Annotated in this window: 24 protein-coding genes and 2 pseudogenes; 13 read left to right on the plus strand and 13 right to left on the minus strand. The window is 51.3% G+C overall.

Going from position 1 to position 21,029, the window contains the following annotated elements:
• The 8 genes and pseudogenes from NI40_RS24280 to NI40_RS09910 form a co-directional block, all read left to right on the plus strand.
• Nucleotides 1-117: pseudogene (locus tag NI40_RS24280) on the plus strand (major capsid protein); the annotation flags it as partial.
• A pseudogene (locus tag NI40_RS09890) lies at nucleotides 116-1,615 on the plus strand (phage tail tip fiber protein); the annotation flags it as partial. The pseudogenes NI40_RS24280 and NI40_RS09890, both read left to right, overlap by 2 nt.
• Nucleotides 1,615-1,917: a hypothetical protein gene (locus tag NI40_RS09895; protein WP_039262736.1), complete on the plus strand. Its 303-nt coding sequence runs from the start codon at nucleotides 1,615-1,617 to the stop codon at nucleotides 1,915-1,917. The pseudogene NI40_RS09890 and the gene NI40_RS09895, both read left to right, overlap by 1 nt.
• Nucleotides 1,917-2,594, plus strand: a complete 678-nt coding sequence (locus NI40_RS22770) for a hypothetical protein (protein ID WP_039262735.1) — start codon at nucleotides 1,917-1,919, stop codon at nucleotides 2,592-2,594. Before NI40_RS09895 ends, NI40_RS22770 begins: the two co-directional genes overlap by 1 nt.
• Before the next feature lie 103 nt (nucleotides 2,595-2,697).
• On the plus strand, nucleotides 2,698-2,937 hold the full coding sequence (gene cor, locus NI40_RS24285; protein ID WP_039262734.1) for a phage exclusion lipoprotein Cor: 240 nt from the start codon (nucleotides 2,698-2,700) through the stop codon (nucleotides 2,935-2,937).
• A gap of 56 nt (nucleotides 2,938-2,993) precedes the next feature.
• Complete coding sequence (locus NI40_RS22780; RefSeq protein WP_045143000.1) at nucleotides 2,994-4,256, plus strand: tail fiber domain-containing protein; 1,263 nt, start codon at nucleotides 2,994-2,996, stop codon at nucleotides 4,254-4,256.
• Nucleotides 4,257-4,407: 151 nt separating this feature from the next.
• The gene (locus NI40_RS09905) at nucleotides 4,408-4,827 is read left to right on the plus strand and encodes a translesion error-prone DNA polymerase V autoproteolytic subunit (RefSeq protein ID WP_039262733.1); all 420 of its coding nucleotides are present in this window, start codon (nucleotides 4,408-4,410) and stop codon (nucleotides 4,825-4,827) included.
• A gap of 2 nt (nucleotides 4,828-4,829) precedes the next feature.
• Nucleotides 4,830-6,098: a Y-family DNA polymerase gene (locus NI40_RS09910; protein WP_039262732.1), complete on the plus strand. Its 1,269-nt coding sequence runs from the start codon at nucleotides 4,830-4,832 to the stop codon at nucleotides 6,096-6,098.
• A 376-nt stretch (nucleotides 6,099-6,474) separates the two neighbouring features.
• Here NI40_RS09910 and NI40_RS23910 read toward each other — a convergent pair whose 3' ends face one another.
• Nucleotides 6,475-6,813 carry a hypothetical protein gene (locus tag NI40_RS23910; protein ID WP_127353291.1) on the minus strand — a complete coding sequence of 113 codons (339 nt, stop codon included), beginning with the start codon at nucleotides 6,811-6,813 and terminating at the stop codon, nucleotides 6,475-6,477.
• A 172-nt stretch (nucleotides 6,814-6,985) separates the two neighbouring features.
• Nucleotides 6,986-7,213, minus strand: coding sequence for a phage protein (locus NI40_RS09915; RefSeq protein WP_039262731.1), 228 nt, complete (start codon nucleotides 7,211-7,213; stop codon nucleotides 6,986-6,988).
• 148 nt (nucleotides 7,214-7,361) lie between these two features.
• Here NI40_RS09915 and NI40_RS24200 point away from each other — a divergent pair, with 148 nt between their 5' ends.
• Entirely contained in the window at nucleotides 7,362-7,526 is a 165-nt protein-coding gene (locus tag NI40_RS24200) for a YnfU family zinc-binding protein (RefSeq protein ID WP_213729873.1), read from the plus strand.
• Between the two features lie 242 nt (nucleotides 7,527-7,768).
• Here the strand turns inward: NI40_RS24200 and NI40_RS09920 are convergent, their stop codons facing one another.
• A complete protein-coding gene (locus NI40_RS09920) occupies nucleotides 7,769-7,987 on the minus strand; it encodes a cold shock domain-containing protein (RefSeq protein ID WP_039262730.1) in 219 nt (72 codons plus the stop codon).
• A gap of 287 nt (nucleotides 7,988-8,274) precedes the next feature.
• Here NI40_RS09920 and cspF point away from each other — a divergent pair, with 287 nt between their 5' ends.
• On the plus strand, nucleotides 8,275-8,487 hold the full coding sequence (cspF, locus tag NI40_RS22785) for a cold shock-like protein CspF (RefSeq protein WP_071884838.1): 213 nt from the start codon (nucleotides 8,275-8,277) through the stop codon (nucleotides 8,485-8,487).
• Between the two features lie 51 nt (nucleotides 8,488-8,538).
• On the opposite strand, the gene NI40_RS09925 is transcribed toward cspF, so the two are convergent.
• The 3 genes from NI40_RS09925 to rstA all read right to left on the minus strand — a co-directional run bounded on the left by NI40_RS09925 (nucleotide 8,539) and on the right by rstA (nucleotide 10,865).
• Nucleotides 8,539-9,213 carry an SOS response-associated peptidase gene (locus tag NI40_RS09925; protein WP_039262729.1) on the minus strand — a complete coding sequence of 225 codons (675 nt, stop codon included), beginning with the start codon at nucleotides 9,211-9,213 and terminating at the stop codon, nucleotides 8,539-8,541.
• 422 nt (nucleotides 9,214-9,635) lie between these two features.
• Nucleotides 9,636-9,896 (minus strand): hypothetical protein, encoded by a 261-nt coding sequence (locus tag NI40_RS09930; RefSeq protein ID WP_039262728.1) that lies wholly within the window; start codon nucleotides 9,894-9,896, stop codon nucleotides 9,636-9,638.
• A gap of 252 nt (nucleotides 9,897-10,148) precedes the next feature.
• A complete protein-coding gene (gene rstA / locus NI40_RS09935) occupies nucleotides 10,149-10,865 on the minus strand; it encodes a two-component system response regulator RstA (protein ID WP_021241154.1) in 717 nt (238 codons plus the stop codon).
• Between the two features lie 128 nt (nucleotides 10,866-10,993).
• Here rstA and NI40_RS09940 point away from each other — a divergent pair, with 128 nt between their 5' ends.
• Nucleotides 10,994-11,329 (plus strand): GlpM family protein, encoded by a 336-nt coding sequence (locus tag NI40_RS09940; RefSeq protein ID WP_028017326.1) that lies wholly within the window; start codon nucleotides 10,994-10,996, stop codon nucleotides 11,327-11,329.
• On the opposite strand, the gene folM is transcribed toward NI40_RS09940, so the two are convergent.
• From folM to ydgH, 3 genes are all read right to left on the minus strand, one after another.
• Nucleotides 11,326-12,048, minus strand: a complete 723-nt coding sequence (gene folM / locus NI40_RS09945) for a dihydromonapterin reductase (protein WP_039262726.1) — start codon at nucleotides 12,046-12,048, stop codon at nucleotides 11,326-11,328. The two genes, NI40_RS09940 and folM, sit on opposite strands and share 4 nt — an antisense overlap.
• Before the next feature lie 39 nt (nucleotides 12,049-12,087).
• Nucleotides 12,088-13,470: an amino acid permease gene (locus NI40_RS09950; RefSeq protein ID WP_039262724.1), complete on the minus strand. Its 1,383-nt coding sequence runs from the start codon at nucleotides 13,468-13,470 to the stop codon at nucleotides 12,088-12,090.
• A gap of 185 nt (nucleotides 13,471-13,655) precedes the next feature.
• Nucleotides 13,656-14,600, minus strand: coding sequence for a DUF1471 family protein YdgH (ydgH, locus tag NI40_RS09955; RefSeq protein WP_039262723.1), 945 nt, complete (start codon nucleotides 14,598-14,600; stop codon nucleotides 13,656-13,658).
• A 535-nt stretch (nucleotides 14,601-15,135) separates the two neighbouring features.
• Here ydgH and pntA point away from each other — a divergent pair.
• Together pntA and pntB are read left to right on the plus strand one after the other, a co-directional pair.
• Complete coding sequence (gene pntA / locus NI40_RS09960) at nucleotides 15,136-16,665, plus strand: Re/Si-specific NAD(P)(+) transhydrogenase subunit alpha (protein ID WP_023311474.1); 1,530 nt, start codon at nucleotides 15,136-15,138, stop codon at nucleotides 16,663-16,665.
• Between the two features lie 10 nt (nucleotides 16,666-16,675).
• The gene (pntB, locus tag NI40_RS09965) at nucleotides 16,676-18,064 is read left to right on the plus strand and encodes a Re/Si-specific NAD(P)(+) transhydrogenase subunit beta (protein WP_024909329.1); all 1,389 of its coding nucleotides are present in this window, start codon (nucleotides 16,676-16,678) and stop codon (nucleotides 18,062-18,064) included.
• A 120-nt stretch (nucleotides 18,065-18,184) separates the two neighbouring features.
• On the opposite strand, the gene uspE is transcribed toward pntB, so the two are convergent.
• From uspE to ogt, 4 genes are all read right to left on the minus strand, one after another.
• Nucleotides 18,185-19,135 carry a universal stress protein UspE gene (uspE, locus tag NI40_RS09970; protein WP_023335478.1) on the minus strand — a complete coding sequence of 317 codons (951 nt, stop codon included), beginning with the start codon at nucleotides 19,133-19,135 and terminating at the stop codon, nucleotides 18,185-18,187.
• A 109-nt stretch (nucleotides 19,136-19,244) separates the two neighbouring features.
• Entirely contained in the window at nucleotides 19,245-19,427 is a 183-nt protein-coding gene (locus tag NI40_RS09975; protein ID WP_014883604.1) for a hypothetical protein, read from the minus strand.
• A 145-nt stretch (nucleotides 19,428-19,572) separates the two neighbouring features.
• The gene (gene fnr / locus NI40_RS09980) at nucleotides 19,573-20,325 is read right to left on the minus strand and encodes a fumarate/nitrate reduction transcriptional regulator Fnr (RefSeq protein WP_006174991.1); all 753 of its coding nucleotides are present in this window, start codon (nucleotides 20,323-20,325) and stop codon (nucleotides 19,573-19,575) included.
• A gap of 183 nt (nucleotides 20,326-20,508) precedes the next feature.
• Nucleotides 20,509-21,024, minus strand: a complete 516-nt coding sequence (gene ogt / locus NI40_RS09985; RefSeq protein ID WP_039262722.1) for a methylated-DNA--[protein]-cysteine S-methyltransferase — start codon at nucleotides 21,022-21,024, stop codon at nucleotides 20,509-20,511.
• Nucleotides 21,025-21,029: the final 5 nt, after the last annotated feature.

Raw genomic sequence — 21,029 nt, forward strand, 5'->3', positions numbered from 1 at the left:
ACCGAGTCGCAGGCGCCGGGGTTCCGTTCCTACGACATCAACGATCAGGAAAACCTGGCGATCGGGTACCGTGCTGAAGGCGTGGTGAATGTCGACCTGCTGGGTTACAGCTGGGATAATTGAATCTGATGAACTCTATGCGCAGCAGTACAGGGTAATTAGTGTCACCGATAACAATGACGGGACATATACCATCACGGGGGCAAATCACGATCCGGATAAATATGCCCGAATCGATACGGGTGCCATCATTGATCAGCGGCCGGTAAGTGTCATCCCTCCAGGCAATCAGTCGCCGCCAGCCAACATCGCGATCAGCTCGTTTTCGGTGGTTCAGCAGAATATCAGCGTCGAAACCATGAGAGTGAGCTGGGACCAGGCACAAAATGCCATCGCTTATGAGGCGCAGTGGCGCCGCAATGACGGGAACTGGGTTAACGTGCCGCGCAGCTCCACCACGTCATTCGACGTCCCGGGGATTTATTCCGGGCGCTACCTGGTGCGCTTGCGCGCAATTAATGCCGCTGAAATTTCCTCAGGATGGGGATATTCAGAAGAGAAGATCCTGACCGGCAAAGTAGGTAATCCGCCTAAGCCATTAGGATTCACGGCCACGGGCATTAACTGGGGGATCCGTCTGAACTGGGGTTTTCCGGCAAACACCGGCGATACGCTAAAAACGGAAATTCAGTACACTGCCAACAGTGACTTTTCAGATCCACTCCTGCTCTCAGATGTGCCTTATCCATCTGCGGAATACACCCAGCTCGGCCTTAAAGCAGGGCAGGAATTCTGGTACCGCGCGCAACTGGTAGACAAAACGGGTAACGAGTCCGGTTATACCGACTGGATCAGGGGGATGTCTAACGATAACGCCGATGATTATCTGGGTGAAATCGCAGACGATTTCCTTACCTCGGCCGACGGCGACCGCTTGACCAGCGATATTGATACCAATCTTGAAGCCACAATGCAGAACGCGCTGGCCAACCACGGAACAGTTGAACATCAATGGGCGCAATACGGAGAGGTTCGCGCCGATATTCTGGTTGTGAAAACGACTATTGCTGAGGTGGACAGGGCAATGGCCGAAATGTCGACACAGGTGCAGGCGCAGATCAACAACGTCACCGCCTCCCTGGAAGACAAGCTTACAGCCGTTGTTGATGCCTCCGGCGCTTCGGCAATCTACACCCTCAAAACAGGCGTGAGGATAAACGGTGTGATGTACAACGCCGGGATGTCGATTGCCGTGCTTGCTGAGGCCGGGAAGCCAGTAGTTACACGTGTTGGTTTTAACGCTAATCAGTTCGTGCTGGTGAGTGGCAGCGATGATACCCAGTATTCACCGTTCGCGGTTGTTAATGGTCAGGTATTTATGAGCTCAGCGTTTATTCAGGATGGCACCATCACCAATGCCAAAATCGGCAACTTCATCCAGTCCAACAATTACGTCCCAGGGCAGTCCGGGTGGAAACTGGATAAAGGGGGGACCTGGGAAAACTACGGCAGTGACGGGCAGGGCGCAAGAAAGACTACGAACGTTACTGACAGCATCAGGGATGCGAACGGCGTCCTCCGCGTACAGATTGGCAAACTTACAGGGGTATTTTAATGACGTGGGGCATTCAGACATGGGATGCCAATGGCAATCCGAACAATTATGGTATTAAGCCAGTTTCAGTGGTCGGCCGTATTCAACTTTCTGAAGGGCAGAACTCCGGAAGCTGGTCGTTTACCATTCCGGCAGGAATGAAGGTCGGGTTTGTCGTTTCTCTGGATAAGGGGGCGATATCGGTGGGGCGCCGTATCGTCGCAAGCGGAAATACGATAACTCTCGGCGCTGCAAGCAGCGTAGGGATTGGAAACTATCCAGCCTCTGAATGTGAGCTCGTAGTTTTTGTGGAGAAGGCGTAATGGCAGATTATGGCGCACTGATAGCTCTGGATAATGGGAATCCCTTTATCACGCCACAGTCCACACCATTTTGTCTCTACAGGAAGGTAGTGGTTAATTCAGTAGCAAGCGGGGCATATCACGGTGCATCTGCAGAAGTAGCTCTGGACGTGTCTTATCCAGCAATGGTTTTTTGCAAAACGAGTGATACAGTTCAGCCTACAATAGTCACTGCGGCCAGATCAGGAGGAAATATTCTTGTTGGATCGAGCAATCCTTATGGACAGGCACATACATTAACGGCTTACATCTTTGCTATTTATCCTCAGACATTGCCAAAATGGGGATTTGCTATCTGGGATGCCACTGGGAAGTTGGTTCTGACAAACGAAAGTCGGATACTGAGTGACCTTGTGACTGTTGGGTCGCCTGGAGCTACGACAGGTGGAATTAATATTGACGTCACTCTGCCTGGTAGTTATGCGGTGGCACCCGCTATTCTTGGCTCCCAGATAATCCAGAACAATAACACTAAACCACCCACCATTGTGAATATCACCGCTTACTCAGGATGTCGGTTTAATGGTTCATCAACCAGAATTAATGCCGCGCCTTCGACCACGGCTACCGGTTCTGCTGCTGGTGGGACAACGACTGGGATAGCTTTGACGGCTATCAACACTGCCGCCTATGATTGATCGTTTTAAGCGATCAAATCCACATAATTGATCTGTTATATCTATTTTATATTTTAATACCGCTGCGTTAGTTTTACTTATTAAAAACTAGCCAAGGTGTGAAATGACAAAAATAATATTCGCGATGGTATTCTGCCTGTTTCTTTCTGCTTGCTCCGGTTCAGTTCTGCAAAAGCAGGAACCATTATGCGAGGCAGAAGCGCTTATTGGTGGCCAGGTTCAGTCGGTACAGATTTATGGTGTGCGTAAAGTAGCCAGTCAGACAGAATATAGAGCAGGCTACCCCTTCAACTGGCGATGGGTGAGCAAAAATAACTTCACCAGGTCGACCTGTTCAAAATGAACAAAACAAGAACCCGCTTCGGCGGGTTTTTTATTATCTGAGCTCAGGAGTTTTTTATGTCGGCAGGTACAATTACCCTCACAAACGGGTCCGCTATTGTTGGTGGTAGCGGAACGGCATTTGCAACTGAAATCGCTGCAGGTGACTTCATTGTCTCTACTGTGGGCGGCGTTCCGTATACGCTGCCAGTCAAATCAGTCGAGAGCAATACCCAGTTGACGCTGGTCAGCAACTTTACCGGGCCAACGCAATCCGGTGCGGCCTGGTCAGCAGTTCCCCGCGTGGCGCTGAACATGGTAACTGCCGCGCTGGTGGCGCAAAGTGCTGAAGCACTGCGTGGACTGAATTACGACAAACAGAACTGGCAGCAGGTTTACACCGCCGCTGGAAACATCACAGTGAAGCTGCCAGACGGCACTACCTTCAACGGCCCTTCATGGAAATATCTGTCTGACAATATGGCAACGAAGAGCGGCGGGGCAGTGCCTGTTAACCAAGGCGGTACCGGATCGACAACCGAATCAGGCGCTCGCACAAACCTCGGTTTGGGAGACAGCGCCACCATGGACGTCGGAACTGCGGCTGGAACGGTAGCCGCAGGCGATGATTCGCGCTTAAATACTGTCGATCAGAAAGCGGGTGGGAAAATTACGAGCCCAATTACAGTCCAGCCAGGGATTAACGGTAACCCCGGATTTGCCATCAATTCAGGGGATAATGGTGGCGGTGGATTGATGAATAACGGCATCAGCCTGGTCGTGGCCAGTGGCTATAACCCAAATACAGGTAATTACGTCAACCTCATCAAAGGCACCTGGTATACAGGAGAATGGTCTTTCGGGGGAGCCCGTGGTGGCGGGGCTAATTTTGATAATGTCACACTAAACCTGAAAGGGTCTAATCAGGAAGGGATGGTCACCTGGGTTTTCCATTCCAATGGCGCTGCCACAGGCAATTGGGTAACGGCATCTGATGAGCGTATCAAAGAGAATGTAACGGTAATCGCTGATCCACTTATGAAAATGCAGCAGCTTCGAGGCGTTGAATGGGATCGCCTCGACACTCCTGCGCATGGGTATGGCTTCATTGCTCAGGAAGTTGAGAAGGTTTTTCCTGAAGCAGTTAAATCATATGGAAAAACAACGTTACGAGATGGCTCAGAAATAGAGGATGTAAAATCAGTCGATACCTTCGGTGTGGCCGCCGCCCTTCACCATGAAGCCATCCTTGCGCTAATGGATGAAGTTAGTTGCATCAAAAGGCTAATCAAAGAACTGGATGTAGGGGCTTTGGATTACAACTACTCAAATGGAGTTTGAAGCGAATAATTTACAAAAGTCATAATTCGAAACGAGAGAGAAACTTACAAGCGAAACGGCGAAGCTTTAAGCAGTAATGGTAGGGCCTGTATCTTGCGGACACATACAAACACAACTACTGTATATAAAAACAGTGCTAGAGGTGTGCGCAATGGACTTCATTAGGCCAACAGAACTGCGAGAAATTATCGCTCTCCCGCTTTTCAGTGACTTAGTACAGTGTGGTTTCCCAAGCCCTGCGGCTGATTACGTTGAACAGCGCATCGATCTCAATGAGTTACTTGTCGCTCACCCGAGCTCAACATACTTCGTCAAAGCCGCAGGTGATTCAATGATCGAAGCCGGGATCAGCGATGGTGATCTGCTTGTGGTGGACAGTTCGCGCACAGCTGAGCACGGTGACATTGTCATCGCCGCGGTGGAAGGGGAATTTACTGTTAAACGCCTGCAGCTACGTCCAACTGTCCAACTCATCCCAATGAATAGCGCCTATAGCCCGATTGTTGTAGGCAGCGAAGATACGCTCGACGTTTTCGGCGTTGTTACTTTCATAGTCAAATCGGCGAGCTGAGTATGTTTGCGCTCTGTGATGTGAATTCGTTCTACGCATCATGCGAGACGGTGTTTCGGCCCGATTTGAAAGGGCGACCGGTTGTCGTTCTCTCGAATAACGATGGCTGTGTAATCGCACGCAGCGCCGAGGCCAAGGCCGCTGGAATTACAATGGGAGAGCCTTTCTTCAAGCAAAAGGACTTATTTCGGCGCGCTGGGGTTGTTTGCTTCAGCAGCAACTACGAGCTGTACGCAGACATGTCGAACCGGGTAATGACGACGCTTGAGGAAATGAGCCCCCGCGTCGAAATTTACAGTATCGATGAAGCTTTTTGCGACCTGACTGGCGTTCGCAACTGCCGGGACCTGACTGACTTCGGGAAAGAGATCCGCGCTACAGTTCTAAAGCGTACGCACCTGACAGTTGGGGTTGGCATCGCGCAGACCAAAACCCTCGCTAAGCTCGCAAACCATGCCGCCAAAAAATGGCAGCGGCAAACGGGCGGGGTAGTGGACCTATCCAATCTTGATCGCCAGCGCCGACTGCTTGCTCTGGTTCCGGTGGGGGACGTCTGGGGCGTCGGCAGGCGCATCAGTAAGAAGCTGAACGCCATGGGCATCAAAACGGCTCTCGACCTCTCAGAGCAGAGTACGTGGATTATTCGAAAGCACTTCAATGTCGTCCTGGAGCGAACTGTCCGGGAACTACGCGGCGAACCATGTCTGGATCTGGAGGAGTTTGCACCAGCTAAGCAGGAAATCGTCTGCAGCCGGTCATTCGGCGAACGCGTTACTGAGTATGAACAGATGCGCCAGGCTATTTGCAGCTATGCCGCCCGTGGTGCTGAAAAACTGCGGGGTGAACATCAGTACTGCCGCTTTATCTCTACGTTCGTGAAAACCTCTCCCTTTGCGCTTAACGAGCCGTATTACGGTAACAGTGCGTCCATGAAGCTTCTCACCCCCACTCAGGATTCTCGCGACATCATCAACACCGCTGTAAAGTGTCTGGACAAAATTTGGAAGGATGGCCACCGGTACCAGAAGGCAGGGATCATGCTTGGGGATTTTTTCAGCCAAGGCGTGGCCCAGCTCAACCTGTTCGATGAGAACGCGCCGCGTGCTGGTAGCGAGAGGTTGATGGAAGTTCTGGATTATCTGAACGGGAAAGATGGAAAGGGAACGCTTTATTTTGCCGGGCAGGGCATACAGCAGCAGTGGCAGATGAAACGGGATATGTTATCTCCACGGTATACTACGAGGTATTCAGACCTAATAAAAGTTAGATGATCCTTTAAACGGTATATTCATTCGAACCTAATTATCGGCTATGAGTATTAAGATTAATATGTCTACTACTATGCTTTTGTAATGTAAATAAGCCCCTGCAATTATACAGGGGCTTATGGGTATGATGCCGGGTGCCTCCCGGTGAGTCATTGAACTAACCACTCGTGACTCGCTGCTTCAGAAATTCAGGATGAGCCGCTGGATATACAAATCATCAGGTTAATTAGCCCTGCCGCTTAGGAGGATTCATCATTAAACCGAATGTAACAGCAATGCTTAGCAAATGATACAATATTTACTGATGTGCCTCATGATTTTCTTTCGCAGTTTTCACGGTCACGGAATTTTCAGATGGTGAAGGTTAAAATATCGATGTTCATTTTTTTACTTTAAGTCTTGAGACAAAGGTTAAGGTTTTATCTTCTGGGCAAATCATTAGAAAAATTGCTGTGGGAGATTTTTCTAAACGTGTAATTCCATGCAGCATCTGGTAGAGTCTTTTTTTTAGTTTTTCTGCTCCATCTTTTTCAGACTCCCACTCTAAAACTGCCTGACCCTCTGAACCAATGAATGCATGGGATGGAAGTTTGACACCTCGGTTTGACTTACTTGAATAGTTTCGGTCATGCAAGAGACCCAAGATAAGAGGGTTGATATTATTATCTAAGAATGGGGCCTCAAGAACTATTAATACTGTGTAATGCAGGATTTTCATGGAAGCCTTATGGTTGCCTCAGCAATAAAGTCATATTGCCATGGTGTTGGATGTACATGTCTTAATTATAAATGTTTGTGTGGGGGTAAAAAAAGCCTGCGTTAAGCAGGCTATAATAATTAAACGTAGTTATAATAATGATTTCATGAATGTCTGTGTTGAATCCCTGGCGTCAAAGATACTTCTGCGCCGCATCTAATATTTCCTGAGAGGTAAGCTCTCGATCTGATGCCACATGGACCACTTCATGGTCACCTGTTAAAGAGGGAAAACCTGCTGACATTATCTGAAGGTTTATCACTTCTCCATTAGGATATTCTTCGCGTATTGATGTCACACCTTTAAGCACAGTGATAACTTTACTTGGCTTACCATTAAAAAAAACGATTACTTTTTTCATATATCACCATGTATTTTGAGGGTTTCTAGCCCCTGCAGGTGGTCGAAAGGGTTCTGTTTGTTCATTTTTTTTGCCTCTTTCGAAATTAAAACAAGCATTATACTTTCTTAACGTGTACTGTAACGGTCCATTTGAACTGGAGAAGTCTATGTCTGCACGTAAAAACACTCAATTCCGCCGAAATTATTTAGTAAAATGTCCTTGTCCAAACTGCTCAAAAGATTCCGAACATAGTTACAATCGTGTACAAAAGGGGGCTCAGTTGGTGTGCCCATACTGCTGTGCTTTGTTCAAATCTTCCCAGCGCTTCTAAAAAAATTATTAAAAAAATAAGAAGTGATGCTTTTGGAGGCTGCCTAACCTCTTACGCACTTTAGTATTTTATAAGCAGTTAGCTTCTGCTTTGAGACTGTTCATGCAGCAGTCCTGCATTTCATCACATCGGTCAGCAAACTTGATGGTAAGTAAATATGCTGGCCTGTTGTAATGATGTGAGTAACCGAACATCACCTTTCACTAATAAAGTCATGCTGGCTTAAGCAAACCATCTAAAAATTATCTATCGCAAAGTGTTACATTGGCAGCGACTGGACCTTTAGTTCCAGCTATGATAGCGAATTTGACTTTTTGTCCTTCAAAAAGAGTATTAAATGTTTCTCCCAGCAGGGAAGAAGTGTGAACAAGAACATCTTTACTTCCATCGAGTGGGGAGATAAAGCCAAACCCCTTATCTTCGTTAAACCACTTAACAAGACCTATGATTTTAGATGACATACAAACTCCGTTTGAACATTTCAAACTGACAAGCAAGCTCATGATAAGAAACGTATGCTGGTATATGTATGGACTCAAGAGGAGGGATATCAGAGATAACACCTAGTTATGAGAACGGCTTTTGGAAAAGTTAGATTCATCATCGCACCGAATCAGCCAAACCATTAAGGCACGTGTTGAATGATTAAGCAAATTTTATCTTAGCCTTCTAGAAGGCCGTTAAAATAGTGTTAGCTATTATTAACTGATCCTGTATAGTGAAATCTGGATTACCATTAGGAAAATATTTGTCTCGTAAAATGACAGGAGTTGTCAAAAGTTTTGACTTCAAGAGCGGAAAGGGATTGATTATCCCATCAGATGGCAGAAAAGATGTTTTTTTGCATGTTTCTGCGTTAAGTAATAGTGAAATCCAAACGTTAAAGCCAGGTGTTCGTGTTGAATTTTATCGTATAAATGGACTTAGTGGTCCGATGGCTGCAAATATATTCCTTTCTTAAGATAAGATAATATTTAACCAAATATAAAGTGCGCATCAAAAGTACGGCAGATTATATATTTGTTTGTTCTATCAATTTTCTCCCCTGATTTTTTACATTTCCAACATCACGGGCCACTGCATGCCAGATAAACATCTCAGCTGGCACAGTGCCGTCGGCTGCGATCTCTTCAGCTTCTTTCCCACCAATATCCTGCCGCATCCACTCACGTGCCGCTTCTGGTGACAAAACAAGTGGCCGGCGGTCGTGAATGTCGACCAGACCTTTATCCGCTGCCGATGTCACTATAAGAAAACCCTCAGCTTCATCACCACGCTCAAATGGTGTGCTGCCGATCGCTGCCATAAATATTGGTTGGCCATTGGCACGGTGAATGAAGTAGGGCTGTTTTTTGTCACCTTCTTTTTTCCACTCGAACCATCCATCGGCGAAGCAGATCGCGCGGCCATGTTGCCATAGAGGTTTAAACATTCTGCTGGTGGCCGCCGTTTCGACGCGCGCATTAATCAGGGGTGCTTTATCCCACCATCCCGGGGCATAACCCCATAATACAGGATCAAGATGTAACTGCTCGTTTCGTTCGCTTAGCAACAGGACCTTCGTGCCTGGAGCCACGTTGTAACGTCCAATCGGCTCAGGGTCGAATGCGATGTCTCGATCGGCTTCATCTGCGAGGTATGCCAGATATTCTTCACGGGTTTGGGCTTGTGCAAAGCGTCCACACATAGAAACCTCCAGCCAGATATCAGACTGAAAGTATAGGGCAGGGAGAAAAAGAGATGCGCTGGTTAAGTCTTACAAACGAATTCGTGGCGACCATGCTGATCAGATAGAGAGACGTAAAGCAGAGTGTTGCGAACCCGGAAGGAGCTTCGCAAAACAGGGGAATATTGGGGGCAAATTTGGGGGCATTTTGAAAGAAGGGACACCGATAGGGGCATCAAAAAGACCGTGCATGTCCGTATATGTCCGTTAAACGTTTCTGGCTAACTCACTGATACCATGACAAATAAAGCCATTTCAATGAGTTGCGAATTTTCTGCACACTAAAACTGCACAAACAGCTTTTTCATTGGATCTCACCGAAGAAACGCTTTGTGCAGAATATACATGAAAACCCGTCGATATTTTCATGTCTGTGGAGCGCGTTACATGGCAATTGCGCTGTTTTTTACCTTGGCGATGAGTCTTTCCGTTACGGCCAGTCCTTCCGCAATGTGCATATCAATCACATCGGTACCGAATTCGTTAATCAAATCCAGAAGTATTTCGTAAGTCTGGATGAGCTCAAGGAGATCAAAGAGCGCTTTTTGATCGGCGCGTGAGGGGGAGGAATGGCTAAGCGCTGCCTGATTAACAATCCATTCAAGATTGGTTTTGATGGCTTCTACCTGACTGTAGTTATACATATTTCATGGGCTTAAATCCTCATTTCAAGATTTTATGGGAGAGGTATCGTCAGAGCTTCACGGTGAAAAAAGAGTCTGCATGTCGCCGGGGCAGTTCTGGCTGTAGAAAGGATGGATGGAGATTTAATTATGGGATAGTTCGCGTGCTTAGCAAGTTAATTGTTGCGCAAACGTAAAAATAAACGCGCGAAAGAGAGGGCATTGCTGCGTAATGCCTTCATTTCGCGCAGGTAATTTTATCGGGATATGGGATCAGGTTTCCCACGCATGTGGGGCAAACAGATAACCCTTGTTACGCACGGTTTTAATGCGGTAGGGCTCGGTAGCGTTATCCTGCAGCTTTTTGCGCAGGCGCGAAATCGCCACGTCAACGCTGCGGTCCATTCCGTCATAGCTTACGCCACGCAGGTTTTTCAGCAGCGCGTCGCGGTCCATGATTTGCCCGGCGTGCGTTGCCAGCTCCCACAGCAGGTCAAAGTCTGCGGTGGAGAGGGCGATAAGCTCGCCGGAGAGCAGCACCTGGCGGTTAATGGGGTCAATAGACAGCGTACCAAAGCGCATCGCTTTGTGCGGCGTCAGAGACGGCGCGGGCGCTTCGCGTTCGATGCTGGCGTGCTGGCGCAAATGCAGGCGCAGGCGGGCAAGCAGGACGGCAGGCGGTGTGGTTTTCAGAATGTAGTCATTGGCGCCCATCTCCAGCGACAAAATGTGGTTCATATCGCTGTCCAGTGAGGTGAGCAGGACGATAGGACCCTCCCACCGGGCGCGCAGGTCACGGCAGAGCGTCATGCCGTCTTTGCCTGGCAACATAATATCCAGCAGTACCAGATCCGGGTTTTCACGGACGACCACCTCTTCGGCACGATCGCCGCGAGGTTCAACAATGACGTCCATATCATGTTTACCCAGATAGGCGGCGATCAGTTGCCCGACCTCGGGTTCGTCTTCAACATAAACAATCTTATTCATACAGCGTCTGTTTTCGTGAAAAAAGCCAACATACACCGCGGAACCTTAACCTTCCATTAATCTTTCAAAATTAACGCCGGTTCCGTTATTCTGGCTCATATTGTTACTTGATTGTTATAGGGAAAAGTATGGGGCTGGTAATCAAAGCCGCACTGGGCGCGCTGGTGGTGTTACTGATTGGCATTCTGGCAAAAACGAAAAACTACTACATTGCCGGGCTAATCCCGCTGTTTCCGACCTTTGCGCTAATTGCCCACTATATCGTGGCTTCTGAGCGGGGTACGGAAGCGTTACGCACGACCATCGTGTTTGGCATGTGGTCTATCATTCCGTATTTTCTCTACCTGCTTTCGCTGTGGTATTTCACCGGTTTTCTGCGTCTTCCCCTGGCGCTGAGCGGGGCGGTGGTCTGCTGGGGACTCAGCGCCTGGGTGCTAATTTTCTTCTGGAGCCGTTTTCACTAGCGCAGCGGGCGGCCGCCGTCCACGGCAAAGGTTCTGCCCGTGACGTAGCAGCTGGTGAGCAGGTAATCCACAAGGTCGATCACCTCTTTCTCGCCCGGCGCGATTTTCATGAGCGACTTATTCAGCGCCTGCTGGCGATACTCCGCATCATCGTTTTCGTTAAACAAAATCATCGCCGGGGCGATGGCGTTTACCTTCACCTCGGGCGCGAGCTTGCGGGCGAACGAGCGCGTCATATTATCCAGTGCGGCTTTACTGGCCGCGTAGGCGATGTGCTTGTCGCTGCCGCGCTCAACTACATAATCGGTGAAGTGAATAATATCGCCGGCCGCGTGCCCATGGCCGCGCAGCAGATTCTGCAGAGCGTGGTTAAGCAGATAAGGCGCATTGACGTGGATCTGCAGCATGGCGGAGAGCGTTTCGCTGAGTGACGTACCGGGTTTTTCGGCACGCCATGCGCTGGCGTTATGGATCACGGCGCGCAGTCCCGTCGTGGTGGCTTTTACCTTTTCCGCGAAAGCCAGAATGCCTTCATCGGTCGAAAAATCAGCCTGAATGCAGACCGCCCCGGCTTTGCGTAACCCTTCAATCGACGGGTATTCCGTACGGTAGCTGACAATGACCGGATGGCGAAGGTTGAGAAAGTGATGGGCGAGGGCGAGGCCGATACGGCGGCCTCCACCGGTAATCAGTATTGGGCGAAGCGGTGCATTTCCCATCGTATTCTCCTTTACAGTTCAACAATGGGAAAGGCGATGCTATCCCATTAACATCCAGGTTGCCGGTAGGGCAGCAACCAGTAACAGTCCAATTAAGGCCATCTCACGGCGCTTCAGCGCGTTCTCCAGCTGATGCGTGCGGCGGGCGTAGATAAAGACCAGCAGACCCGGTGCGTACAGCACTACCGACAGCAGCAGATGCATAGGCCCGGAAGCATACAACAACCACAGGCCGTAAATACAGGCTCCGACACCCACGACATAATGCGCCGGGCGTGTGGCAATTTTTAACAGATACGCACCCACTAAGAAATAGGGTACCAGAATCATCTCCGAGGCGATGGTCAGCAGGGTGTTATAGTCTGAACCTGTGAGCCAGATCAGCACCAGACAGACCTGAACGCTGATGTTGGTCAGCCAGAGCGATGCCGACGGCGCGCTGTTTTTGTTTTGACGGGCGAACAGACGTGGAAACGCCTTGTGCGTCGCGGCCAGGAACGGCACTTCAGCCGCCATGATGGTCCAGCTCAGGTAAGCGCCGCAGACGGAGACGATCAGCCCTGCGGCAATCACCACGTCGCCCCAGGGACCGAGCATTTTCACCATCAGGCCCGCCATTGACGGGTTACGCATTTCAGCCAGTTCAGGACGCGCCACCACGCCCAGCGACAGCAGCGTCACCAGCAGATAGACCCCCAGCGCGGCCAGAACTGCCAGCAGCGTGGCGCGGCCCACATCGCGTTTATTCCTGGCCCGGGCAGAAACCACGACCGCGCCTTCAACGCCGATGAACACCCACAGGGTAATCAGCATCGTGTTTTTCACCTGCTCCCAGACGGGCACGCCCAGCGCGATACCGGTGAAATCGAGCTTAAAGATGTCCATACGGAACGCAATAAAGGCCAGAACGATAAACAGGCCGAGCGGAACCAGTTTCGCCAGCGTCGCCACCAGGTTGATGCTGGCGGCCGTTTGTACGCCACGCAACACCAGCCAGTGGACGAACCACAGCAACACCGAGGCGCCCACAATAGACTGCCAGGTATTTCCATCGCCAAAGAGGCGCAGCTCAGGCGTATCGGTAAAGAAACTGAGCGCCGAGAAGACGATCACCAGGTAGGAGACGTTGGCGATAACGGCACATAGCCAGTATCCCCACGCGGAACAGAAGCCAATCAGCTCGCCGAAACCTTCACGCGCATAGGTGAAAATGCCGCCGTCCAGATCCGGGCGAATGCGGGTGAGCAGCAGCATCGCGAAGGCCAGCAGCAGTATGCCGACACCCGTAATGCCCCAGCCAATGATGAGCGCGGAAGGGCTGGCAACGGCCGCCATATTTTGCGGCAAACTGAATACGCCTGCACCCAGCATTGAGCTTAAAACGAGTGCAGTCAGAGCACTCAGGCCAAGTTTCTTTTCCATTGGCTTCCTGTTATGAAAGGTCAAAATCCAGAATAATTATTTCGCTCAGGCGCATAAAAATGGTGGATCACACTAAGGCGCGGGATTTTACGGAGTGTAACGAATGCATGCAATGACGTGAGGCAGAAATTCAAAAAAAGTAACAAAAAAAGGCGGCATTGCGCCGCCTTTCGTCAACGATTTTGTTACTTGTACAGATCGGCGCTGATGGTCACGTTGTTACCACGTTCCTGCCACTGGCGGGTGATGTGGTAGTACTTCGCCCCTTTCTTCGCCGCACGCTTCGCGACCTGGTAAGAGACTTCCGTCATGTTGCCGTAGTTGCCTGTAAACTTGATGCTGTCGAACGGCACCATCTGCGCTGCAGTGGCGTTGTTCAGCTCTTCAATTTTGGTACCGTCAGGCAGCGTAACGGAGTAACGGCCACCTTTCGTGGACTGCGTTTCGAAGAAACGTCCCACTTCAGCGCTTGGGGCAGCCGTCGTTGCTACGCCTGGAATTTCAACTTTCTTCGCTGCTTCGCCGCCTTTCGCTATCGCCGCGCGACCTGCTTCTGAATTTGCCGGGATGGCATCCGGGCTCTGCAGAACACGTTTTTTCGCATCTTTTTTATAGATGAACGCGGTAATACGCTGGTTGCCACCCTGGTTAGCATCGACCTGACGCACGATGAAGAAAGAGTAGGCCCCTTTCTCTTTCGCGGCTTTGGTGATGGCATCGTTCACTTCAGGCTGGCTGCGATAGAAGCCCTGAACGGTGACGGTGTCGTAAGGTTCCAGCTCAATCGCCTGATCTTTCGGCAGTTCAACAACACCGTTGATGACGCGGTTTTTCGGTGCGTCAGCTTTTGGCGCATTGTCTTTGAACAGCGCGATGGTCACGCGCAGGTTACCGCTGTTGCCGTAATCGGACTGGTCAACGACATAAAACGAGGCCGCCCCGTTTTTGTCAGCGGCTTTTGATGCAGCGACGACGGCGTCGCCAATAGAATTATAACGACCCACAATGACCGTATGGTCAAAAGGTTTTAACGCTGCCGCTTGCTCCGGCGTTAACTCTGTTGCGGCATTCGCAGACAGGGCGGTCGCGGAAAGAAGTGCGGACGCCAGGAGTGTGTTCTTAAGCTTCATAAAAATGATCCTTCGCCTTGCGCAAACCATGTACTGGTATTGTTGTTAATTTGAGACGGTCCCGATTATTGCATTTAAAACCCGTCGCTGTCTGCGCCATTTTTCACTGCCTGTGCTTACTGAATCACCGAATTCGATAACATTTAGTGATATGTTGAAAAAACACGCGTTTGACAAGTAAAACTGATAAAGCATATGACTTTTACAAGTTAATTTAATGTTAACAAGTTGTTCTCTTATGGCGCTATATCATGTTTTTACCGCTTCGCTTGCGCGATTTATCGGTTCTGGCAGTGAATTTAAGGTAAATATCACTGTCAGTGACGCCGATCGCTTATTTTTCACAGATAAAGTAAGAAATAGTGTTTTCTGGCGGTAGATCACGGGCGCTATTTTCAGTAGGTTATAGACAGTTTGTTACTGTTTTATTTTCCGGGGTTAATCATCTCTCGTCGCTCGCGCGATGGCGAAAATTGATACAAACCGCGGGCATTTATCGATAAACCATCATCAAAAACCGATGGAAGGGAAAACTATGCGTATTGGGGTACCAAAAGAACGGTTAGCCAATGAAACCCGCGTAGCGGCAACACCGAAAACGGTGGAGCAACTGCTTAAACTGGGTTTTACGGTCGCGGTTGAAAGCGGCGCGGGCAAACTGGCGAGTTTCGATGACGAGGCCTTTATCCAGGCTGGCGCGGAAGTGGTCGACGGTGCAGACGTCTGGCAGTCGCCGGTGATTCTGAAGGTCAACGCACCGGAAGAGAGTGAGATTGCGCTGCTGAATCCGGGAACGACCCTGGTGAGCTTCATCTGGCCTGCGCAAAACCCGGAGCTTATGGAGAAGCTGGCGGCCCGCGGCGTGACCGTGATGGCAATGGACTCTGTGCCGCGCATTTCGCGCGCGCAGTCGCTGGATGCCTTAAGCTCCATGGCAAACATTGCCGGCTACCGCGCCATTGTTGAAGCAGCCCACGAGTTTGGTCGCTTCTTTACCGGTCAAATCACCGCCGCGGGTAAAGTCCCTCCGGCGAAAGTGATGGTGATTGGCGCAGGCGTGGCGGGCCTTGCCGCAATCGGTGCGGCAAACAGCCTGGGCGCTATCGTACGCGCCTTTGACACCCGTCCTGAAGTAAAGGAACAGGTCCAGAGTATGGGCGCCGAATTCCTTGAACTGGACTTCAAGGAAGAAGCAGGCAGCGGCGATGGTTACGCGAAGGTAATGTCCGAAGCCTTTATCAAAGCCGAAATGGAACTCTTCGCCGCCCAGGCGAAAGATGTCGACATTATTGTCACCACCGCGCTTATCCCGGGTAAACCGGCGCCGAAGCTGATCACCCGTGAGATGGTTGATTCCATGAAGCCGGGCAGCGTGATTGTCGACCTGGCCGCCCAAAACGGCGGTAACTGTGAATATACCGTTCCAAATCAGGTAACCACGACCGCTAACGGCGTGAAGGTGATCGGCTATACCGATCTGCCGGGCCGTCTGCCTACGCAGTCTTCTCAGCTCTACGGCACCAACCTCGTCAACCTGCTGAAGCTGCTTTGCAAAGAGAAAGACGGCAACGTCACCGTTGATTTCGACGATGTGGTGGTGCGCGGCGTCACCGTCGTCCGCGAAGGTGAAATTACCTGGCCTGCGCCGCCTATTCAGGTTTCTGCTCAGCCTCAGGCGGCAACGAAAGCGGCGCCTGAGCCAAAAGAACCCGCCAAACCGGCTTCTCCGTGGCGCAAATACGCGATCATGGCGCTGGTGATTATTCTGTTCGGCTGGCTGGCTGACGTCGCGCCAAAAGAGTTCCTCGGCCACTTTACCGTCTTCGCGCTCTCCTGCGTCGTGGGCTACTACGTGGTGTGGAACGTCTCCCATGCGCTGCATACGCCGCTGATGTCGGTCACCAACGCCATCTCCGGGATCATCGTGGTGGGGGCGTTACTGCAGATTGGTCACGGCGGCTGGATCAGCTTCCTGAGCTTCATCGCGGTGCTGATCGCCAGTATCAATATTTTCGGTGGTTTCACCGTGACTCAGCGCATGCTGAAAATGTTTCGTAAAGGCTAAGGGGTAGCATATGTCTGGAGGATTAGTGACAGCTGCATACATTGTTGCTGCAATCCTGTTTATTTTCAGTCTGGCGGGGCTTTCCAAACACGAAACGTCTCAGCAGGGGAATAACTTTGGTATCGCCGGGATGGCGATTGCGCTGATTGCCACCATCTTCGGGCCGGATACCGGCAACGTGGCGTGGATCCTGGTAGCGATGATCATCGGCGGCGCGATTGGTATTCGCCTGGCAAAACGCGTTGAAATGACTGAGATGCCGGAGCTGGTTGCCATTCTGCACAGCTTCGTGGGTCTGGCGGCGGTGCTGGTGGGCTTCAACAGCTACCTGTATCACGAACCGGGTCTGGAACCGATTCTGGTGAACATCCACCTGACGGAAGTGTTCCTCGGTATCTTCATCGGTGCGGTAACCTTCACCGGCTCTATTGTCGCGTTCGGCAAGCTGCGCGGGAAGATCTCCTCTAAACCGCTGATGCTGCCAAACCGTCATAAGCTGAACCTGGCGGCGCTGGTGGTGTCGTTTGTACTGCTGGTGGTCTTCGTGCGTACCGAAAGCGTGGGCCTGCAGGTGCTGGCGTTGCTGGTAATGACCATCATCGCGCTGGCCTTCGGCTGGCACCTGGTGGCGTCCATCGGCGGTGCGGATATGCCGGTGGTTGTCTCGATGCTGAACTCCTACTCGGGTTGGGCGGCAGCGGCGGCAGGCTTTATGCTGAGCAACGACCTGCTGATCGTCACCGGTGCGCTGGTGGGTTCTTCCGGTGCGATCCTGTCTTACATCATGTGTAAGGCGATGAACCGCTCGTTCATCAGCGTTATCGCCGGTGGTTTCGGGACCGATGGGTCTTCTTCCAGTGCGGATGAAGAAGTGGGGGAGCACCGTGAAATTTCTGCGGAAGATACCGCAGACATGCTGAAAAACTCGCATTCCGTGATCATCACCCCGGGCTACGGCATGGCGGTGGCGCAGGCGCAGTATCCTGTGGCGGAAATCACCGAGAAGCTGCGCGCGCGCGGGATCAAGGTTCGCTTTGGTATTCACCCGGTGGCAGGGCGTCTGCCTGGCCACATGAACGTGCTGCTGGCGGAAGCGAAAGTGCCATACGACATCGTGCTGGAAATGGATGAGATCAACGATGATTTCGCCGACACCGACACCGTGCTGGTTATTGGTGCTAACGATACCGTTAACCCTGCTGCACAGGACGACCCGGGTAGTCCAATCGCCGGTATGCCTGTTCTCGAAGTGTGGAAGGCGCAGAACGTGATCGTCTTCAAACGCTCCATGAATACCGGCTATGCCGGGGTTCAGAACCCGCTGTTCTTCAAAGAGAACACCCACATGCTGTTCGGCGATGCTAAAGCCAGCGTGGATGCGATTCTGAAATCACTGTAAGTTGCGCTGAAACGAAAAAACCGCCGAATTCGGCGGTTTTTTTATTGCCGGGTGGCGCTGACGCTTACCCGGCCTATGGTTTTGTAGGCCCGGCAAGCCTGCGCCGCCGGGCGTCAGGCGTTAATCGTCTTCCGGATCGTCCAGCTCAACCGGCGTCTGATACTCATCCGGCTTAATGACCAGCAGGTCGCAGCGCAGATGGTCGATCACCTGTTCGGCGGTATTGCCGAGGAACGCGGCAGAAATACCGGTCCGGCCAATGGTGCCCAGCACCACAATCCCCGCCTGCAGGTGTTCCGCCAGGTCCGGGATCACCTCTTCAGGCAGGCCTTTTTCTACGTGGGTCATTTTCTCATCGATGCTGAATTTCTGGCGCAGCGCTTTCATGGCCAGCAGATGCTGACCGCGGATCGCGTCGTTGTACACGCTCGGGTCAAATTCAGGCAGCTCAATGGCAATGTTAATCGGGGTGACCGGATAGGCGCCCACCAGGTGCACTTCGGTATGATTCACCTGGTCAGCAAGCTGGATGGTCTCCTTCACCAGCTTCTCGTTCAGCGAATTGTGGTAATCCTCTTCGCTCGCGAGGTTTACCGCCACAACGGCTTTCCCGCCTTCAGGCCACGGCTGGTCTTTCACCATCCAGACCGGGCAAGGGCATTTGCGCAGCAAGTGCCAGTCGGTCGGGGTGAAGATCACGGATTCCAGCTTGTCGTGCTGGTGCGCCATCTTCAGCAGCAGGTCGTGCCCACCGGCGACAATTTCCTGGATGATGGCTTCGAAAGGTCGGTTATGCCAGACCACTTTAATATCAATGGGCACGCCCGCTTCCAGGTAATACTTCGCCTGTTCACGGATCCACGCGGTACGTTGGCTGATGACGCCCTGACGCATAGCGGTGCGCTCGTCAGGCGACAGAAGGGTGGTCATCTCATACGAGAAGTCATAGATCGGCAAAAACGCTTTGATTTTGCCACCAATCCGTTGATGTAAATACACAGCACGTCGTAATGCCGGCTGATCGTCCTGATTCGGATCGATAGCTACCAGCATGTTTTGATACTTGGCCATACAGGTCTCCTTACTACTGTCACCACAGTCTGTAATTAAAAGAGTAACCTATATATCCTGAATGAAACAGAGGGGAGGTTTTGCCAGATCAATAATTCATGAAAATTTATCAGAGGAAAAGTACCGTCGTCGTCACCGCGATAAACGCAATAAACAGCAGCACCATCACCGCTATCGCAAAGGTCGTGGAATCCTGGACGTAGGTTTTTTCTTCCCCCTTCATCGGACCGACAAGCATGATCCAGATGAAGATAAAGGTCACAGAGGCAATCACGACTGAAACGAAAAACAAACTTTCTCTCAATTCATAACCTCAACGAGAACCTTTCGGGCGCTGTGTGGGGACGTGCTACGGTGAAAATTTCTTGAAACAGAAGTGATTATACCAGACCAATAAATCACAAGAATTTATGGTCTGGTCATCAACATGCGGAGAGTTACGCCACGTTGCGGGCGTGCCCGGCAAGAACGGCAAGCGCTTCACCGTTTTCGATAGTGATGTATTTACCTTTAACGGCCAGCATCCCGCTTTTCTGGAAACGGCCCAGCAGACGGCTGATGGTTTCCACGGTCAGACCCAGGTAGTTGCCGATATCGCCACGCGTCATCGTCAGACGGAATTCACGCGGCGAGAAGCCACGCTCGGCGAAGCGGCGGGAGAGGTTGTAGATAAACGCGGCCAGGCGCTCTTCAGCGTTCTTTTTAGAAAGCAGCAGAATCATGTCCTGATCGCCTTTGATCTCACCGCTCATCAGACGCATCATCTGCTGACGCAGGTTAGGCATCTTACCGGACAGATCGTCCAGGGTTTCAAACGGGATTTCGCAAACCATTGAGGTTTCGAGTGCCTGAGCAAAGCTCGGGTGATGGCCCGTGCCGATGGCATCAAAGCCCACCAGGTCACCCGCCAGATGGAAGCCGGTGATCTGCTCATCACCCTGTTCGGTGATGGTGTAGCTTTTGATGGTGCCAGAACGGATAGCATAGAGCGATTTCAGTTCGTCTCCCGCTTTAAACAGCGTCTGCCCTTTCTGAATAGGCTTTTTGCGCTCGATGATATTATCAAGCTGATCGAGTTCATGCTCATTCAGGGTAAACGGGATACAGAGCTGGCTGATGCTGCAATCCTGGCAATGGATAGCACAACCGCCAGACTGAATGCGTCGTATAATTCGCTTTTCCGGGATCATAGGTTTGCTCAAGCCTTAATTGATATTGGTCAATTTTAACATCTTTTTGGTAAGTACGTAAGCCTGACAAACCCTCAATAAGGACAAGAGACGGCAACGTGTCGCCATCTTCTTGAAATTCCACAGCTTGATTATGGATTTTTAGCCTAACCGGTAGAAAATTAAGCACAAAAAGCCTGGGAGCTAGAGCAGGAGATACCCTTCGTGACGCAGTAACCACTCTTTGCGCTGCACGCCGCCGGCATAGCCTGTCATGGTACCGTTGCGGCCAATGACGCGATGGCAGGGCACCACGATGCTGACCGGGTTAGAGCCGTTGGCGGCACCCACCGCGCGTGCGGCGCCTGCGCGGCCTAGCTGTTCCGCGAGCTGGCCGTAATGCATGACCTGCCCGCAGGGAATGGACCGCAGCGCCTGCCACACTTCGCGCTGAAAAGGCGTGCCTGCCGTGGCGGTTGGCAGAGTATCAATGATGCTGAGATCGCCTTCGAAGTAGGCGGCAAGCTTGTCGCTCAGCCCGCCCGGGTTGGTGGCGCGGATACGTTCATACCCCTGCGAGCGGTAGTGAACATTGAGCAGTTCTTCCATCCGGTCGCTGTGCTCTTCCCATTCGACGGCGCGCAGGCAGAACTGCTCGTCCGCGATCACCCACAGCGGCCCGAGCGGCGTCGCAATCTTATCTTCGAGTAATCTCAGCATCCTCA

It is taken from the genome of Enterobacter sp. E20, assembly GCF_000801755.2.
Lineage (GTDB): Bacteria > Pseudomonadota > Gammaproteobacteria > Enterobacterales > Enterobacteriaceae > Enterobacter > Enterobacter asburiae_B.

Excerpts from the sequence above, each read along its gene's own strand:
- ogt (WP_039262722.1), bottom strand. The coding sequence starts at position 21,024 with ATGCTGAGATTACTCGAAGATAAGATTGCGACGCCGCTCGGGCCGCTG.
- fnr (WP_006174991.1), bottom strand. The coding sequence starts at position 20,325 with ATGATCCCGGAAAAGCGAATTATACGACGCATTCAGTCTGGCGGTTGT.
- ydgH (WP_039262723.1), bottom strand. The coding sequence starts at position 14,600 with ATGAAGCTTAAGAACACACTCCTGGCGTCCGCACTTCTTTCCGCGACC.
- uspE (WP_023335478.1), bottom strand. The coding sequence starts at position 19,135 with ATGGCCAAGTATCAAAACATGCTGGTAGCTATCGATCCGAATCAGGAC.
- NI40_RS24200 (WP_213729873.1), top strand. The coding sequence starts at position 7,362 with ATGTCTGCACGTAAAAACACTCAATTCCGCCGAAATTATTTAGTAAAA.
- NI40_RS09915 (WP_039262731.1), bottom strand. The coding sequence starts at position 7,213 with ATGAAAAAAGTAATCGTTTTTTTTAATGGTAAGCCAAGTAAAGTTATC.
- NI40_RS09905 (WP_039262733.1), top strand. The coding sequence starts at position 4,408 with ATGGACTTCATTAGGCCAACAGAACTGCGAGAAATTATCGCTCTCCCG.
- NI40_RS09950 (WP_039262724.1), bottom strand. The coding sequence starts at position 13,470 with ATGGAAAAGAAACTTGGCCTGAGTGCTCTGACTGCACTCGTTTTAAGC.
- NI40_RS09910 (WP_039262732.1), top strand. The coding sequence starts at position 4,830 with ATGTTTGCGCTCTGTGATGTGAATTCGTTCTACGCATCATGCGAGACG.
- pntB (WP_024909329.1), top strand. The coding sequence starts at position 16,676 with ATGTCTGGAGGATTAGTGACAGCTGCATACATTGTTGCTGCAATCCTG.
- NI40_RS22780 (WP_045143000.1), top strand. The coding sequence starts at position 2,994 with ATGTCGGCAGGTACAATTACCCTCACAAACGGGTCCGCTATTGTTGGT.
- NI40_RS22770 (WP_039262735.1), top strand. The coding sequence starts at position 1,917 with ATGGCAGATTATGGCGCACTGATAGCTCTGGATAATGGGAATCCCTTT.
- folM (WP_039262726.1), bottom strand. The coding sequence starts at position 12,048 with ATGGGAAATGCACCGCTTCGCCCAATACTGATTACCGGTGGAGGCCGC.
- NI40_RS09895 (WP_039262736.1), top strand. The coding sequence starts at position 1,615 with ATGACGTGGGGCATTCAGACATGGGATGCCAATGGCAATCCGAACAAT.
- NI40_RS09940 (WP_028017326.1), top strand. The coding sequence starts at position 10,994 with ATGGGGCTGGTAATCAAAGCCGCACTGGGCGCGCTGGTGGTGTTACTG.
- NI40_RS09930 (WP_039262728.1), bottom strand. The coding sequence starts at position 9,896 with ATGTATAACTACAGTCAGGTAGAAGCCATCAAAACCAATCTTGAATGG.
- NI40_RS09925 (WP_039262729.1), bottom strand. The coding sequence starts at position 9,213 with ATGTGTGGACGCTTTGCACAAGCCCAAACCCGTGAAGAATATCTGGCA.
- cor (WP_039262734.1), top strand. The coding sequence starts at position 2,698 with ATGACAAAAATAATATTCGCGATGGTATTCTGCCTGTTTCTTTCTGCT.
- NI40_RS09920 (WP_039262730.1), bottom strand. The coding sequence starts at position 7,987 with ATGTCATCTAAAATCATAGGTCTTGTTAAGTGGTTTAACGAAGATAAG.
- rstA (WP_021241154.1), bottom strand. The coding sequence starts at position 10,865 with ATGAATAAGATTGTTTATGTTGAAGACGAACCCGAGGTCGGGCAACTG.
- NI40_RS23910 (WP_127353291.1), bottom strand. The coding sequence starts at position 6,813 with ATGAAAATCCTGCATTACACAGTATTAATAGTTCTTGAGGCCCCATTC.
- pntA (WP_023311474.1), top strand. The coding sequence starts at position 15,136 with ATGCGTATTGGGGTACCAAAAGAACGGTTAGCCAATGAAACCCGCGTA.